Source organism: Caproiciproducens galactitolivorans (assembly GCF_029266045.1).
Classification (GTDB): domain Bacteria; phylum Bacillota; class Clostridia; order Oscillospirales; family Acutalibacteraceae; genus Caproiciproducens; species Caproiciproducens galactitolivorans.
The window spans coordinates 72099-88003 of the sequence record NZ_JAJUFJ010000004.1 but is presented as its reverse complement, the minus strand read 5'-3'; the positions used below and the strand labels follow the sequence as shown (position 1 = coordinate 88003).

The window sequence follows — 15905 nt, the reverse complement described above, 5'->3', positions numbered from 1 at the left end:
ATGGGCGAATTACGATTCAGGCAGGTTCATCTCGATTTTCATACAAGCGAATATATTCCGGATGTGGCGAAAGATTTTCAAGCCGAGGATTTTGCACGCATACTAGAAGAAGCAAATGTTGACTCGGTCACATGCTTTGCCCGGTGCCACCACGGCTGGCTTTATTATCCGTCGAAAAAGTTTCCGGAACTGATCCATCCTGCGCTGACCAACCATAACCTGCTTCCGGAGCAAATTCAAGCCTGCCACAGGCATAATATACGGGTTCCGATTTACACAACGGTTCAGTGGGACGGGCGCATCATGCGCGAACATCCGGAGTGGCTGGCAGTTAGCGCGGACGGAAAATACATAGACACACAGGGCGTTCCGAAGCCGCATTTCTACTACACAATTTGTCTGAACAGCGGATACAGGGATTTTTTTAAGGAGCATTTGCAGGATATTATTGATGTAATCGGCGTGCAAAACATCGACGGATTTTTCATGGATATTCTGTTTAAGGCCGACTGCGACTGTCCGCACTGTCAGGCGAAAATGAAGCCGTTTGGATATGACCATACAAAAAAATCCGACAGGTTGGCCTACTCGATCCATATGTTGGAGGAGTTCAAAACAGAAATTACCGCCTTTATCCGCGAACGGGTTCCCGATGCGGAGATTTTCTATAACAGTTCCCATGTAGGCCCTGCTTCCAAAAACAGTTTTAAAGATTACACGCATCTGGAACTGGAATCCCTTCCGAGCGGAGGCTGGGGGTACGACCATTTCCCTGCAACCGCCCGCTATGCAAGGACTTTGGGAAAAGATTTTATCGGGATGACCGGAAAATTTCATACCTACTGGGGCGATTTTCATTCCTTAAAAAATGAAGCCGCTCTTGCGTTCGAATGCTTCAATATGCTTGCAATGGGTGCGGGGTGCTCGATTGGCGACCAACTTCATCCTTCGGGGAAGCTTTCAAAGGGCTCTTACGATCTTATCGGGCATGTTTATTCGCAGGTAAAAGAGAAAGAACCTTATTGCAGGGGAGCCGTCCCTAAGGCAGAGATTGCTGTTTTGACGCCTGAGGAATTTTACACGGAGGAAGAGCATGATCTGGGACTTCCGTCGGCGCTTGTAGGGGCGGTTCGCATGTTGCAGGAGCTTTCCTACCAGTTTGATATTATTGACAGTACAACGCCGATGGATAAGTACCCGCTGATTATTCTCCCGGACGACATCCTTTTCCGCAGGGACGTGGAGGAAAAGCTGAAAGACTATATTGCAAAGGGCGGAAAAGTTATCGGTACGTACCATTCCTGCCTGGATACAAAAAACGGTTCGGATAGTATCTATGGGGTGTCCTATATAAAGGAGTCGCCGTATTACAGGGACTTCATACTGCCGAATGACATAATCGGCAAAGACCTGAACCGCGAAGAATACGTAATGTACCTGCGGGCGGCGGAAACGCGGGTCAACGACGCCGAAGTGTTGATGGATAGCATCCAGCCCTACTTTAACCGCGAAGGAAACACTTTCTGTTCCCACCAGCATACGCCTTCTTCCGGCAGAAAGGGCTATGCGGCGGCAGCCAGAAAAGGCAATGTGATTTACTTTGCCCACCCGGTTTTCCGCATATACCGTAAAAACTGCGCAAACTGGTGCAAACAGATTATGAAGGATGCCATTGAGCTTTTGCTCCCGTACAAGCTGGCGTCGCACAATGGACCGTCTACTGTGATTACTTCCCTGAACCGTCAGGAAAGCGAAAATCGCGATATCCTTCATGTGCTTCACTATATTACGGAAAAGCGGTCGGAGGATATTTATACCATTGAGGATGTCCTGCCTTTGTACGATGTGACCTTCCGTCTCTATGTGGGGGACAGAAACGTGCGCTCTGTTCAGCTTGTTCCGCAGGGACAGAACCTTGCGTTTGGGCAAAAGGATGGGTATCTCACTTTCACGCCGGACAAAATCGAAGGCCATGCGATGGTAAGTATACAATATTCATCCGGATCGTAAAAAAGCAGTTGACAGAAATGCGATTAACTGGTAAAATAAAACTAACCTGAGGGAGTAGTTTACTTACGTTTTTGCGTATGTGCCAAGTCAACATACATGGCCGTTTTGGCCTGGCTTGTCTTAATGAACGAGACTCATGCATAACTTACATAAAGTTGTGCATGAGTCTTTTTGTATATATAAATTGAGTTTTTGCATTTGGAAGGAAGGAAAAAATGAAGTTTTATCTGGAAGACACAGAAAGGGTATTTCAGTATTTGAACAGCTGCCAGGAAGGGCTTTCTGCAGCGCAGGCGCAAGAGCGCCTGCAGGCAAACGGAAAAAACAAGCTGGCGCAGGGAAAAAAAGAATCCCTTGTGAAGCGTTTTTTTCAACAGCTTTTAGAGCCGATGACCGTTATTTTGATTGTAGCCGCGGTGATTTCCGCGATTACTTCGGCTTATTCGAATGAATCCTCGGCGGATGTGTTCATCATTCTCGTTGTGGTTCTGATCAATGCCATATTGGGTGTTTATCAGGAAAGCAAGGCAGAAAAGGCGATTGAGACATTGCAGGAACTGGCGGCGGCAACCTCCAAGGTCCTTCGCGACGGTGCGGTAACTACCATAAAAAGCGAGGATCTGGTTGCCGGCGACGTCATTATTCTGGAAGCCGGCGACGCCGTTCCGGCGGACTGCCGGATTATTGAAAGCGCCAGTATGAAAATCGAGGAAGCGGCTTTGACGGGCGAATCCGTTCCGGTCAATAAAATAGTCGATACCCTTGGCCTGAATAAGGAAAAAGAAATCCCGCTCGGCGACCGGAAAAATATGGCGTACATGGGCAGTACAGTCGTATACGGCCGAGGCAGGGCGGTTGTATGCGCAACCGGCATGGAAACAGAAATGGGCAAGATTGCGGATGCGCTTGCTAATGCGAAACAGGGCGAAACCCCGCTACAAATAAAGCTGACCCAATTGAGCAAAATATTAACATACATGGTCATCGGAATCTGCATTTTTATGTTCGCGTTCAGCCTTCTGAAAGAAGGAAATTTCACCGGAGAGATTGTTTTGAATACCTTCATGGTGGCGGTCAGCCTGGCTGTGGCGGCAATTCCGGAGGGGCTTGCCACCGTTGTAACCATCGTTCTTTCCATCGGCGTAACGAATATGTCAAGGCGCAACGCGATTATCCGCAAATTAACGGCGGTGGAAACACTCGGCTGTGCGCAGATTATTTGCTCCGATAAAACCGGAACGCTGACGCAGAACAAGATGACGGTTGTTGAGCACTACGGCGATGATGAACGTCTGCTGGCGGAAGCGATGGCGCTTTGCAGTGACTCGGAGCTAAACGAAAAAGGCGAGGTGAAGGGGGAGCCGACCGAAAACGCGCTGGTGAATTACGCCAACGCTTTATCCCTAAAAAAATATGAGCTGAAAGAGAAAATGCCCCGTATCGGGGAAGCCCCGTTCGACTCCATGCGCAAAATGATGTCTACGATACACGCGGCGGGAAAGAAATTTATACAGTACACAAAGGGCGCGCCGGATGAAATCCTAAAAAAATGCACCCATATTCTTCAGAACGGCAAAGCGGTGCCGTTAACGCAGGAACTTCGTTCCAAAGTGCTTGCGGAGAATAAGAGAATGGCGGACCAGGCGCTCCGCGTTCTGGGCGCCGCGTATAAAACCTATCCGCAGGCTCCGGCTTCGTTCGAGCCGGAATTTCTGGAACATGAGCTTACCTTCATCGGCCTTGTCGGGATGATTGACCCGATTCGCCCGGAAGTCATTGACGCGATTGCGGAATGCAAGGGGGCGGGCATTCGTCCGGTTATGATTACGGGCGACCATAAAGATACTGCGGTAGCCATTGCTACCCAGCTTGGAATTATAACAGACGCTTCGCAGGCGCTGACGGGTATCCAACTGGATGAGATCGGTGATGAAGAATTTAACCGGGATATTGAGAAATATTCCGTTTACGCCCGAGTACAGCCCGAACATAAGGTGCGGATTGTCAACGCGTGGAAGAAGCGCGGCATGATTACCGCCATGACAGGGGACGGGGTCAACGACGCTCCTTCAATTAAAAGCGCGGATATCGGCATCGGAATGGGCATTACCGGTACGGATGTTACCAAAAACGTAGCAGATATGGTTTTGGCGGATGATAACTTCGCTACCATTGTTTCAGCAGTTGAGGAAGGCCGGGTTATTTACGACAATATCCGAAAGTCCATTCAATTCCTGCTTTCGTCCAACCTAAGCGAGGTTATTTCCGTATTTGTGGCGACAATCCTTGGATTTACCATTTTAAAACCCGTCCATCTTCTTTGGATTAACCTGATTACGGACTGTTTCCCGGCCTTGGCGCTCGGTATGGAGCGGGGGGAAAAGGATTTGATGTCCCGTAAGCCCAGGGATCCCAAAGCGGGCATTTTTTCAGGCGGCCTTGGATGGGATGTGCTTTATCAGGGTATCATGGTTTCCTGCCTGACGCTTGCCGCCTATTTTATTGGCCATTTTATGGAGAACGGCAGATGGGAGATTACCAACAGTCCGGACGGGGTTACCATGGCGTTTCTTACTATGTCCATGGCGGAAATCTTTCATTCGTTCAATATGCGTTCGCGGCACGCGTCCATCCTGGCAATTCCGCACCACAATCTTTTCCTGATCGGTGCGATGATCGGCTCTTTGGTCCTCACTACAGCCGTAATTTATATTCCGGCACTTTCCACGGCGTTTGGATTTGAGGAGATTTCTTTTGTGGAGTATTGCGTGGCCTTAGCACTTGCTTTCTCCGTTATCCCGATCGTTGAAATTGTCAAACTGTTTAAAAGAAAGGCAGTAAAATAACAATAAGGCTGCATCCTTGAAGAGATGCAGCCTTATTTTGTATGCAAGTATTTCTTTCTTATACCGTACGGATTGTTTCATGGTATAATAAAAATAAAAAATAATAGGGGAGGATATTATGAAGTTTCAGCTGGCGTTATTAGCCGTAAAAGACGTTGAAATATCGAAGAAATTTTATTCGGATTTGTTTGAGCAAAAAGTAGTATTGGATTTGGGTTGGAATGTTACGTTCAGCGGCGGTTTTGCCATCCAGCAGAATTTCGCATGGCTGACGGGCCTTTCGGAAGGGGATATTGTCGAAAAATCCAATAATATGGAGCTGTATTTCGAAGTTGATGACTTTGACGAATTTTTAGAGAAATTACATGCTCACCCGGAGATAAAATACGTCCATCCTCCTAAGAAGCATGAGTGGCAGCAAAGGGTCGTCCGTATTTATGACCCGGATTATCATATGATTGAAGTTGGCGAGTCCATGGAGGTTATTGCGCGGCGTTATTTGAAAGACGGGTTTACCGCGGAAGAAACGGCGAAAATCATACAGCACCCGCTTGAATTTGTAAAAAGGGTCCAAGAATCCTTAAAATAAGGCGGGAATTACTGTTTTACGGATGGTAGCATACCTAAATTATTGTCTTCCGTTTCATCCGGCAAAGATTTCAGGTATTCATTTCCATTTCTTGAAGCGATGCCAACCCCGCGGATGCCGCCCTGCTTTGCGAGCTGAACGCCTTCCTCCTTATTCAAAATGCGTCCGTCCGCTAACTGGTAGCCGGTAATGCGGCCTCTTTCTTTGACTAAAGCGGTAATTTTCTGAGCGTCTGCTTTTGGTTCCGGGATGTCCTTCATTGCCATCATCGGCAATTTTGATAAGTCCATTTGATCTGACATAGAATTACCTCCCAAACAGAATTTAGCAGTAGTTTTCCACTATAACGGGAGGATATGCAAATGATTGCTTGAACGCACCCCGTCGGTTGATTGCCGGCATGATGGTTATTGAAGTGAGCAATAGAGTGAGCAATAAAGTGGAAAATAGGAATCAATTTTATCATTTTTCGTGCCATCTGCCGCCACTATTGCGTAAAAGAAAAACCCGCATGAATTCAGCATTCATGCGGGTTTGGCGGAGAAGAAGGGATTTGAACCCTTGCGCCGGTTACCCGACCTACTCCCTTAGCAGGGGAGCCCCTTCACCACTTGGGTACTTCTCCACGTTGTGAATAAAAAGATTGTATTGAAAGAGATGGCGGAGAGGAAGAGATTCGAACTCTTGGTCCCTTGCGGGATCACTAGTTTTCAAGACTAGCTCCTTAAACCACTCGGACACCTCTCCATCACAAGTGCGAGATTAATAATATCATATTTCCTATGCATATGTCAATGGATTCTGCAAAAAATCTTTATTTATAGTAATAAATTACAGGCATTTTTACTTTATACTCAAAATAACTCCCGCAAATCCGGCTATTTTGCCGTTTCTGCAGGAGTCCTTTTGGAAATTACAAAATGTTTGCCAAGCTTGGCAGTTGTGATTCATTCAAAAACATAATTTGGGTAATTGCCCGGTCGCATTCGGCCTCAAATTGGTCCATAGCATTATAATAACAAAGCATGGGCAGGGTGGACAGCGTCTGGTCGATTGCTTCCAGTTGGCTGTGCGGCATGAATGTACAAAGAAAGGAGTGCTTGTTATGCCAGTCTGATAATGCTTTCCGGCTTAGCTCTAAGGCGGTATCCGTGTCTCCCTTTGCTGCCGCTTCCTTTGCGCTGCTGACGGTCTGCGTCATTTGGCCGCTGACCTTTTTCGTAGTAATTGTGCCGATTGTGCAGATTGTAACAAGAAATACAAATATGATTACCGAAGCCCATATACGCTTCATTGCTGATCATCCTTTTTAATGATATTGAAATCTCCCTTTCGGTTTGCCGTCATAATAAAAACATCTTCCGCTTTTATATTTTTGCCGCGCAACACGCCGTCAAGCCAATCACGGGTTTTATTGCAGAGCTGCAGGGAAAAATCCGATATAACGCCGTCGCTGATGACAACGGTTTCAATCCCAGTATCCGGAAGCGCAACGCCCAGCATACCGGCGGTCGGCTGCTCCTTATCCGGTTTCTTAATCACGCTCATTTTTCCGTTTGTTTCGATAATCGCATAAGCCACGTCTTCGATGCTGAATACATTTTTCTGGCGAAGCTGTTCCGAAAGATCCTCGGTGCTCATGCGAAGGCGGCGCATTTCCTTCTGGTTCACCTTTCCGTCGTTTATCACAATGAGCGGGCGACCGCAGATGAGCCTTCTGAACTTCGTGCTTTTTAACATCAAAGCAGATATTACGATTTCACACATGACCAATACCGCAATTGGGATAAATCCGCTTGCGAGCGGCTGTCCCGTGTCTTGCATAGGGATGGCCGCAATATCGGAAATTAAAAGCGTGACAACCAGCTCACTTGTCTGCAGCTCGCTGATCTGTCGTTTTCCCATCAGCCTTACTGCTGCAATAATCACTATGTAGAGCAGCAAGGTCCGTATAAATGAAATCGTCATTCTTATCACCTAAGGATAGTATCAACCGCTGTTATCCGCTTATTCATTTTGCTTTCGTAATTTTTGGAAAAACGAAAGCCCCAGCTGTAAAGCCGGAGCCAAAACTTTCTAATTATGAAATAGGTTTGATTAACTTTGCAAACTTTGCAAAATTGGTTTCTGCACAAAAGTTTTGCAAATACAATTCACGGCAGTTCTTTCTTAATTTCGCCATGTTTTCCGCTGGAAGGGAAACGGCGGACCGAATGGTTTCTGCCAGCTTGTCCGGCGTGATATCTGCCGGGACTAAGAATCCCGTTTCACCATCTTTTACAATTTCGCCTGTACCGCCCACGTCTGTCGCAACCGCCGGTATTCCAAAGGAGCAGGCCTCCATAATACTAACCGGAATCCCTTCCGTACTGCTTGTGTTTACAAATAAATTCACAGGGGTGTTTTTGTAAAACTCCATCAGTTCGCTGTTTCGCACCGCGCCGGCGAATTTCCATTCCATAAACTGCAAATTTTCAGCCGCGTACCGTTTGAGATCTTCCAGCGCGTCCCCGCCCCCGAAGTGGGTCCATTTCAGTTTCAGGCCGCTGCCGCTAAGTTTACTGAGCGCCTGGGCGAGCAAATCCACCCGTTTTAAAGGAACAATATGGCAGCAGCTTACGATATGGAACGGATCGTGTCCGCTTGCGCCTTTTGTCCCGAAATCGCGCGTCCCAAGATACGCGGTTTGGATTTTGTTCTCATAATCAGGATACCGCTCCTTTAAATATTCGCTGCCGTTGTTCGAACACGGGTAGACCATGTCGACATTTTTTAAAATATAATACCGGAGCGGCAGATAATTCATGGAATTCCGGTAGGCGTACAAATCGTAGCCGTGTGCGCGGCAGACAACGCGGCCGTTGATGGCACCGTAGTATTTTTTCAGCTTTGCGGCAACCATAGCGGTATCGTAAAACCAATAGCTGTAAAAAGTAATGCCGTCAAATTTCTCCATGGCGTATTTTGCAAGAATTTTTACGGACTCGTCATAAATAATTTCCGATTTTGCAATAAAATAGCTTAAATACAACCTTTTTTTTAAGGAGCCTTTTACAGCCCTGCGCTCATCTTTTCCGGAATAGCCCTTATAATCCTTAAAGGGAAATTGCCTGGCCATGGCGCCGGCAAGGCCTCGCTTTACTTTCGAAGCGGGGATAAAGTGAACACTTACGTTTTCCGGAACGCTTCGCGTTTGTTCCGGTTGGTCGGTAGTGCTTGTGGCGATCAGAATGACCTTTTGAAATTCCTTTGCCAGGATGGCGATTTCGTCTTCTATAAATTCTTCCCCTTTATCGAAAGGAAAGGTTTTTGTTAATAGCAATAGGCAGTCCTTCATTTTAAAAACAGCCTCCTGATAGCATTAATACTCTAAGAATAGCATAACGAATACCGCAATTCAACACGGTATTACAAAATATTCTTGTATTGGGTGTGGGGAAATGGTATTATTTTAATATACAAACTTTAACAGCATACCCGTTTTTTGCGTGTTTTGCTTGTAAAAACAGAAAAGTTTCATCGTATTCGATTTTGCTTTGGAGATACAGTATTTAAGTGTGAAGGAGGATCGGTTTTGCCGAAGGTAAGTGTTATTGTACCTGTCTATAATGTTGAGAAGTATTTGGCGCAGTGTGTGAACAGTATTCTGGCACAGACGCTGACAGATATCGAAATCTTTTTAGTAAATGATGCATCAACCGATAATTCCCTTTCTATAGCCCGCGAGTTTGAGAAGGATCCGCGGGTAAAGGTTCTTGATAAACCCCACGGCGGGCTGGGGGACACGCGCAATTACGGTGCGGCCCGTGCTTCCGGCGATTATCTGGTTTTTATTGATTCGGACGACTGGGTTGACCCGGAGATGTTGCAAACCCTATATGATTCCGCCGAGCAATGCCGTGCCGATATGGTTGTCTTTAACTTTGTGCGGGAAAATCTTATGGACGGCGAACAGCGTGTTTGCAAGCTGCCCGTCAGTTTTCCCGCGTTCGATAAAGAAACCCGGGAAACATTGCTTACCCAGCTGATCGGTCCGGACCCCGGCGACAGCCAATGGCGGCAGGTGGAGATGCTTGGGTGTGCATGGCGCAGGATGTTCCGGCGTGAATGGTTTGTGCGAAATCATCTGGTGTATTTTAACGAGCAGGAGATTATGCTGGAAGACCTGCCGGTTTCCATCATGGCGCATTGTTTAACGGATCGTGTGCTTGTTCTGGGCGGCGCTTATTACCATTACCGCTATAACCCGCAGTCCCTGAGCACGAAATACCGTCCGCGCAAAATGGAGATGTTGACGGCCTGCTTTCAGATCGTGCGCGATTTTCTGGAAAAACAGAATTTATATGAGAAGTACAGCGAAAGGCATCTGGCGTGGCTGCTGCGCAGCGCGGCGCATTCTTCACTAGTGAACTGCTTTAGCCCGATGAATCCCGCGCGTTTTCAGAAACGGTACCGGGAGGTGCGGGGTATCCTGAAAAACCCGCTGCTCCGGCAGGCGGCGAAGTCCGATTATCTGAAAAACGGCAGCCGTGCGGATCGGATTATCCTGCGCGTTATCCGGTCGAAAAACACACTACTTGTTTATCTCTTTTATCGGTTTTATTCCAATATGCTTTTTAAAGATACGGGGAAGAAATAATGACGAAGAAACGCGTTCTATTTATCAATTACAGTTTGCACAGCGGCGGTATTGAAAAAAGTCTGGTTACTGTGCTGTCGCTTTTCGATTATGAAAATTATGACGTGGATTTGCAGCTTTTTGCAAATGAAGGGCTGTTTCTCAGCCGCGTTCCGGCAAAGGTAAACCTTTTGCCTCCGCTTTTTCCGGCGGAATATAAGCTGAACATCCGGCAGGCCTTTTTTAAACTGATCTTAAAAGGGCATCCGCTGATTGCTTTCTGCCGTTTGATGGTCACCTTTGCGGGACTGAGGGGTACAATGGGAGAACGTTTGACCCGCATGTGGAATGTGGAACGACGGTTTATCCGTCCGGCAAAAAAAGAATATGATGCGGTAATTGCCTTTATGGAAGGCCAGCCGATCTATTATGCGGTTACAAAGGTAAAAAGCAAAACCAAAATCGGTTTTATCCACGGCGATTACGTTGCCATGGGTTTAAACAAAGAGTTTGACTATCCCTTCATCAAACAGCTCAATGCCTTGTGTACGGTTTCGGAATCCTGCAAGTCGGCGCTGGACAGTACCTTCCCGGGGTTTTCCGGAAAGTTCCATGTGATTTATAATATCATTTCCGCAACCTTCATGCGGAATATGGCGGAGGAGCCGGCCGATTTTGAGGATGGTTTTACAGGGTTGCGCGTGCTTTCGATCGCGCGCCTTTCCCATCAGAAAGGGCTGGACATCGCGCTGCCCGCCGTTGCAGCGCTTAAGAAAAAGGGATTGCGCTTCAAGTGGTATATTATCGGGGTCGGCCCGGAGGAAGCAAACCTGCGCAATCAGATTCATGAGTTGGGGATCGAAGAGTATGTCCGTTTTCTGGGAGAACGGTCGAACCCGTATCCGTATCTGAAGGCATGCGATATTTACATGCAGCCATCCCGTTTCGAGGGCAAATCCATTGCCGTAGACGAAGCCATGGTCATGGCGCGCCCGATTTTACTGACGAACTTTTCAACCGCGGCGGATCAGATTGACTCCGGCAAAAACGGTTTAATCGTTCCTATGACGAGCGAGGGAATCGCCGAGGGGCTGGAGGATTTGTTGCTCAACGAGGAACGCCGCGCCCAGTTTACTGCGGCTTTGGAGAAATGCGATTATACGAACGAATACGAGATCAATAAGCTGTATGCCTTAATCGGAGGGGCTTCTCTGTAAGAATCTTCCGTCCACTTTTGCAAGGGCATGTATGGATCGGATTGTCCGAAACATCCCACAGGGATGAAAAAGCTCCTGCCCGAAGCAGGAGCTTTCTGCATGTCGTTTTAGCTGATTTTATCTTGAATAATCGGGTGGGAGGCTTCCCAAAGCTTCTCTGCAACCGGAGCCCAATGTTCTGCCGCGTCTTTGCATTTGGCGCTCAGTTCTTCCACATCCTCCGGGTTTGTCATATCGGTTGACACCGCGCCTGATTTTTTCACCATGTCGGTCAGACGGCCCGGGTTGTCGAGCAGGGGGCACGGGCGCAGATGGTTTTCGTTAAATGGCTGGTTCCTGCGGTACTGCATAAACAGCGGGGACTGATATGCTTCCAGAAGTGTCTTTTCTTTTATGTTGGAGTCCGCGTAATGGATGAACGCACACGGCTCGATATCCCCGTTCGCATTGATATGCAGGTAGCAGCGCCCCCCGGCGATGCAGCCTTTCACATATTCGCCGTCATTCCAGAAGTCCATGGTGAACAGCGGCTTGGTTTGCCTGAATTTCCGTATCTGATGGTACATAAATTCACGCTGCTGTGCGGTTGCCATTAGCTCCGGCACAGCGTCCTTGCCGACCGGGATATACGTAAAGAACCATGCGAATTTCGCGCCTTTCGCAATCATGTCGTCAAAATATTCTTCGTTTCCGATTACATCCACATTCTTGCTTGTATAACAGCAGGAAATGCCGAACGGCAGTTTCTTGTTCCTTAAAATTTCCATTGCCTTAATAACTGCCTGATAGGTGCCCTTGCCGCGGCGGTAATCGGTCGCTTCCTCGAACCCCTCCACGCTGATGGCGGGGATGAAGTTTTTCACCCGGAGCATTTCGTCTGCAAAGGCTTCGTCAATCAATGTAGCGTTGGTGAACGCAAGGAAGGCGCAGTCGTCGTGCTTCTCGCAAAGCTTGATAATGTCGTTCTTGCGGACAAGCGGTTCGCCGCCGGAATAGATGTACATATACGTACCGAGCTTTTTCCCTTGCTCAATAATGCTGTTGAGCATTTCCAGGCTCATGTTGAGCTTGTTGCCGTATTCCGCCGCCCAACAGCCAGTACAGTGTAGGTTGCATGCCGAGGTCGGGTCCATCAGGATAGCCCACGGGATGTTGCAGTCGTATTTTTCTTCATTTTTATTTTTGCGCTGGCACCCCAGAATAGCGGAATTTATCAGAAAGTTTTCAAACAATTTTTTCCGGACGCCGGTATCGATATCCGTATAAAGGCTCATAATCAGTTTGTACCAGTTGTTGTCGGGATCCTTCAGGGCTTCGTCCAAAAGTTCATACGCGTTGTGGTAATAATCCTCCTTGTCAAATTTCCTTACCCAGTTCAACACCTTCGGGACGTTTTCTTCCGGATTATTGTCTAAATAGCTCAACACTTTTTTCAGGCCGTAGGACTCCAGCATTTCATTGACTGTTCCCATCGTACATTCTCCCTTTCATATTTTCGCTATTTTTTTATATGCTAGCATTTTTAATGAAATAAGTATCTATACAAAAATAATGCTCAGTCAAAATATCATACACTTTTTGGAAACTGTCAGATTGCCGGGAGCTTTGGAATCATTTGACTTTGACTTTGCTTTATTGTATCATCAAAAAAGCGTAACGGCGGTTTTTCAATCGGATTGTTTTTATCGGTTTTTCAGGTATCATGGCGGATGAATCATAATCGTTGCCCTCCCTTTGTAGAATTGCTGTAAAAATAGTTTTGGAGGCTCATCATGAAATTAATCAGTTTGCTTGAGGGACTAAAATATTCCTGCCCCGGCAATATGGATGTTGAGATAACGGATATTATCTTCGACTCGCGTAAAGTGGTAAAAGGCTGTGCGTTTGTCTGCCTGTGCGGTTCTTCCGTCGACAGCCATGCTTTTGCACAGCAGGCGGCCGACGCCGGCGCCGCCGCAATTATTGCACAGCATGAGGTGGAGGTGAAGGGCGTTCCGGTCGTTTACGTGAAAAACACCCGCTATGCGATGGCGGTTATGTCCGCGGCGTATTTCGGCCATCCGGCCGACCAAATCCGGGTAGTGGGCATCACGGGGACAAAAGGAAAGACAACGACTTCGTATATGATTCGTTCCATCCTGGAATGCGCGGGTATCAAAACCGGTTTGATTGGCACAATCGGAACCGTCATCGGCGATGAAGTCATTCAGACGAACAATACAACGCCGGAGTCCTACGACGTACAGCGCTATTTGCGCAGGATGGCCGACAGCGGCTGCAAGGCTGCCGTAATTGAAGCCTCGTCCATCGGGCTGAAGGATCACCGGGTTTCCGGATTTACGTTTGATATCGGTTTGTTCACCAATTTTTCTCCAGACCACATCGGCGGAAACGAGCATAAGACGCTGGAAGAGTATATGCAGTGCAAAAATATGCTGTTCAAACAGTGCAGAACCGGCGTAATCAATATTGACGATGAAAATTACAAAGGAATTATCGAAGGACACACCTGCGAAATCGAGACGTATGGCTTCCGGGAGGAGGCCGGTCTGCGCGCGTCCGGGGAAAGGCTGATTTCACGCCCCGGCTATCTTGGGGTGCATTTTGATCTGTGCGGGCAGTTGAATTTTGGCGTGGACGTCGATATCCCCGGCCATTTCAGCGTATACAACGCGCTTGCCGCGGTCGCCGTCTGTCGGCATTTCGATGTTACGCAGCAGAATATCATCGACGGCCTGAATACCGTTAAGGTAAAGGGTAGGGTGGAGCCGGTACCGGTTCCTGGAAACTATACCTTATTAATTGATTACGCGCACAACGCGCTTAGCATGGCGAACATTCTGGAAACGCTACGCGAATATAAGCCGAACCGTCTGATCTGCATGTTCGGGGCTGGCGGCAACCGCGCGCGTTCGCGCCGATATGAAATGGGGGAGACCAGCGGGAACATGGCGGACCTTTCCGTAATTACCGCGGATAACTCCCGTTATGAGGACGTAATGGATATTATTGAAGATATTAAAGTCGGCTTATCCAAAACAAAGGGCGAATATGTTGTGATTCCCGACCGGAAGGAAGCAATTAAATACTGCATGGAGATCGCGGAGGACGGCGATATAATCGTACTTGCCGGAAAGGGTCATGAGGACTATCAGGAAATTCGTGGTGTAAAATATCATCTGGATGAACGCGAGGTCATTGCGGATATTATTAATAAAACGATATAAGGTGATACAATGAAAATGACAGCACGGGAGATTGCCGAAGCCTGCGGGGGCAGGCTGCTTTGCGGCGATCCGGATACCGTTGTAACGTCGGTCAGCACCGACAGCCGGAAAATCGACAGCGGCACGCTTTTCGTTCCCATCAAAGGCGAAAGGACGAACGCGCATACATTTATCGGCGCAACCTTTGCGGCGGGGGCCTTGGCTACCCTGACGCAGGAGCATGACAGCATGGAAGACCGGCACGTCTGGATCCGCGTCCAAAGCACCGAGCAGGCCCTCCAGCAGATCGCGGCCGCTTACCGGAAGAGGTTTTCCATCCCTTTTGTTGGAATTACGGGAAGCGTGGGCAAGACAACGACGAAGGAAATGGTGGCCCTCGCGTTGTCGGCAGGCCTAAACGTTATGAAAACCGAAGGGAATTTCAACAGCCAGATCGGGCTTCCGCTGACTATGTTTACATTGGATAAAAGCCATCAGGTGGCGGTTGTTGAGATGGGGATGAGTGATTTTGGGGAAATGAGCCGCCTAGCGCAAATTGCCGCTCCTGATTACGCGGTCGTTACCAATATCGGTATTTCCCACATTGAACAGTTAAAAACACAGCAGAATATTATGAATGAAAAACTTCATATAACGGACTGCTTTCACAAAAATTCCGTGTTGTTTTTAAACGGGGACGACCGGCTTCTTACGCAGCTTCGCAATACGGCGAAGTTTAAAATTGTATGGTTTGGCACCCAGTCATGGTGCGATTTCCGGGCGGATAACATACGGACGGAGAAAGCGTCCACCAGGTTTACGCTGGTTGCTCCGGAAGGTTTGTATGAAGTACGGCTTCCTGCCTTAGGTATACACAATGTGACGAACGCGCTGGTGGGTTTGGCGGTAGCGAAAACACTTGGCGTGCCGCTTGAAAAGGCGATTGCAAAGCTGGCGGAATATCGACCGCTTGCCATGCGGCAGCAGATTCACCGGGTAAACGAGGTGACGGTGATTGATGATTCCTATAATGCAAGTCCCGATGCGATCCGCAGCAGCGTTGACGTGCTTTGCGGCTTCCATACGGGCAAACGGATTGCTGTTCTGGCCGACATGCTGGAGCTTGGGGAGTACTCACAGAAAGCGCATTTCGACGTCGGTGAATACGCGGCCAAGGCCGGCATTGACGCTCTGGTTACCGTGGGGGAAAGGGCAAAGGAGATTGTCCGGGGCGCACGGTCGGTTCATCCGGAGCTTCCCTGTTTTCCCTGTGGCGATAACAGCGAAGCGATCACCAAGCTTAAATCCATTTTAATGGGCGGGGACGCCGTGTTGGTCAAAGGTTCCCGCGCAATGAAAACGGATCAGATTGTAAAAGCGCTTCTTTGAAAATAGGTTTTATCGAATATCCTATGCGGC

At 48.0% G+C, this 15905-nt stretch carries 12 protein-coding genes and 2 tRNA genes; 7 read left to right on the top strand and 7 right to left on the bottom strand.

The genetic code is table 11. The features are described 5' to 3' along the window. The 3 genes from P9B68_RS04810 to P9B68_RS04800 all read left to right on the top strand — a co-directional run bounded on the left by P9B68_RS04810 (position 1) and on the right by P9B68_RS04800 (position 5445). Complete coding sequence (locus tag P9B68_RS04810; protein ID WP_277668531.1) at positions 1-2010, top strand: beta-galactosidase trimerization domain-containing protein; 2010 nt, start codon at positions 1-3, stop codon at positions 2008-2010. A gap of 215 nt (positions 2011-2225) precedes the next feature. Further along, a complete protein-coding gene (locus tag P9B68_RS04805) occupies positions 2226-4856 on the top strand; it encodes a cation-translocating P-type ATPase (protein ID WP_135656782.1) in 2631 nt (876 codons plus the stop codon). Positions 4857-4974: 118 nt separating this feature from the next. Next, positions 4975-5445 carry a VOC family protein gene (locus tag P9B68_RS04800; RefSeq protein ID WP_135656783.1) on the top strand — a complete coding sequence of 157 codons (471 nt, stop codon included), beginning with the start codon at positions 4975-4977 and terminating at the stop codon, positions 5443-5445. 8 nt (positions 5446-5453) lie between these two features. On the opposite strand, the gene P9B68_RS04795 is transcribed toward P9B68_RS04800, so the two are convergent. The 6 genes from P9B68_RS04795 to P9B68_RS04770 form a co-directional block, all read right to left on the bottom strand. Next, positions 5454-5747 carry a DUF3892 domain-containing protein gene (locus P9B68_RS04795; RefSeq protein ID WP_135656785.1) on the bottom strand — a complete coding sequence of 98 codons (294 nt, stop codon included), beginning with the start codon at positions 5745-5747 and terminating at the stop codon, positions 5454-5456. Positions 5748-5980: 233 nt separating this feature from the next. Continuing rightward, positions 5981-6070 (bottom strand) — tRNA-Ser (locus P9B68_RS04790). A gap of 33 nt (positions 6071-6103) precedes the next feature. Next, positions 6104-6192 (bottom strand) — tRNA-Ser (locus P9B68_RS04785). Between the two features lie 166 nt (positions 6193-6358). Then, entirely contained in the window at positions 6359-6739 is a 381-nt protein-coding gene (locus P9B68_RS04780; protein ID WP_277668530.1) for a DUF4363 family protein, read from the bottom strand. Continuing rightward, positions 6736-7413, bottom strand: a complete 678-nt coding sequence (locus P9B68_RS04775) for a DUF421 domain-containing protein (protein WP_135656789.1) — start codon at positions 7411-7413, stop codon at positions 6736-6738. Before P9B68_RS04775 ends, P9B68_RS04780 begins: the two co-directional genes overlap by 4 nt. Before the next feature lie 112 nt (positions 7414-7525). After that, on the bottom strand, positions 7526-8782 hold the full coding sequence (locus P9B68_RS04770; protein ID WP_277668529.1) for a glycosyltransferase: 1257 nt from the start codon (positions 8780-8782) through the stop codon (positions 7526-7528). A gap of 237 nt (positions 8783-9019) precedes the next feature. Here P9B68_RS04770 and P9B68_RS04765 point away from each other — a divergent pair, with 237 nt between their 5' ends. Continuing rightward, positions 9020-10084, top strand: a complete 1065-nt coding sequence (locus P9B68_RS04765) for a glycosyltransferase family 2 protein (RefSeq protein WP_167875120.1) — start codon at positions 9020-9022, stop codon at positions 10082-10084. Then, entirely contained in the window at positions 10084-11280 is a 1197-nt protein-coding gene (locus P9B68_RS04760) for a glycosyltransferase (protein WP_135656795.1), read from the top strand. The genes P9B68_RS04765 and P9B68_RS04760 overlap by 1 nt, the downstream gene beginning before the upstream one ends. A 107-nt stretch (positions 11281-11387) precedes the next feature. Here P9B68_RS04760 and P9B68_RS04755 read toward each other — a convergent pair whose 3' ends face one another. Continuing rightward, positions 11388-12752 (bottom strand): radical SAM protein, encoded by a 1365-nt coding sequence (locus tag P9B68_RS04755; RefSeq protein WP_207669526.1) that lies wholly within the window; start codon positions 12750-12752, stop codon positions 11388-11390. Positions 12753-13052: 300 nt separating this feature from the next. Here P9B68_RS04755 and P9B68_RS04750 point away from each other — a divergent pair, with 300 nt between their 5' ends. Together P9B68_RS04750 and P9B68_RS04745 are read left to right on the top strand one after the other, a co-directional pair. Continuing rightward, a complete protein-coding gene (locus P9B68_RS04750) occupies positions 13053-14507 on the top strand; it encodes a UDP-N-acetylmuramoyl-L-alanyl-D-glutamate--2,6-diaminopimelate ligase (RefSeq protein ID WP_135656797.1) in 1455 nt (484 codons plus the stop codon). Between the two features lie 9 nt (positions 14508-14516). Further along, positions 14517-15875, top strand: coding sequence for a UDP-N-acetylmuramoyl-tripeptide--D-alanyl-D-alanine ligase (locus P9B68_RS04745; protein WP_135656799.1), 1359 nt, complete (start codon positions 14517-14519; stop codon positions 15873-15875). Positions 15876-15905 lie beyond the last annotated feature (30 nt).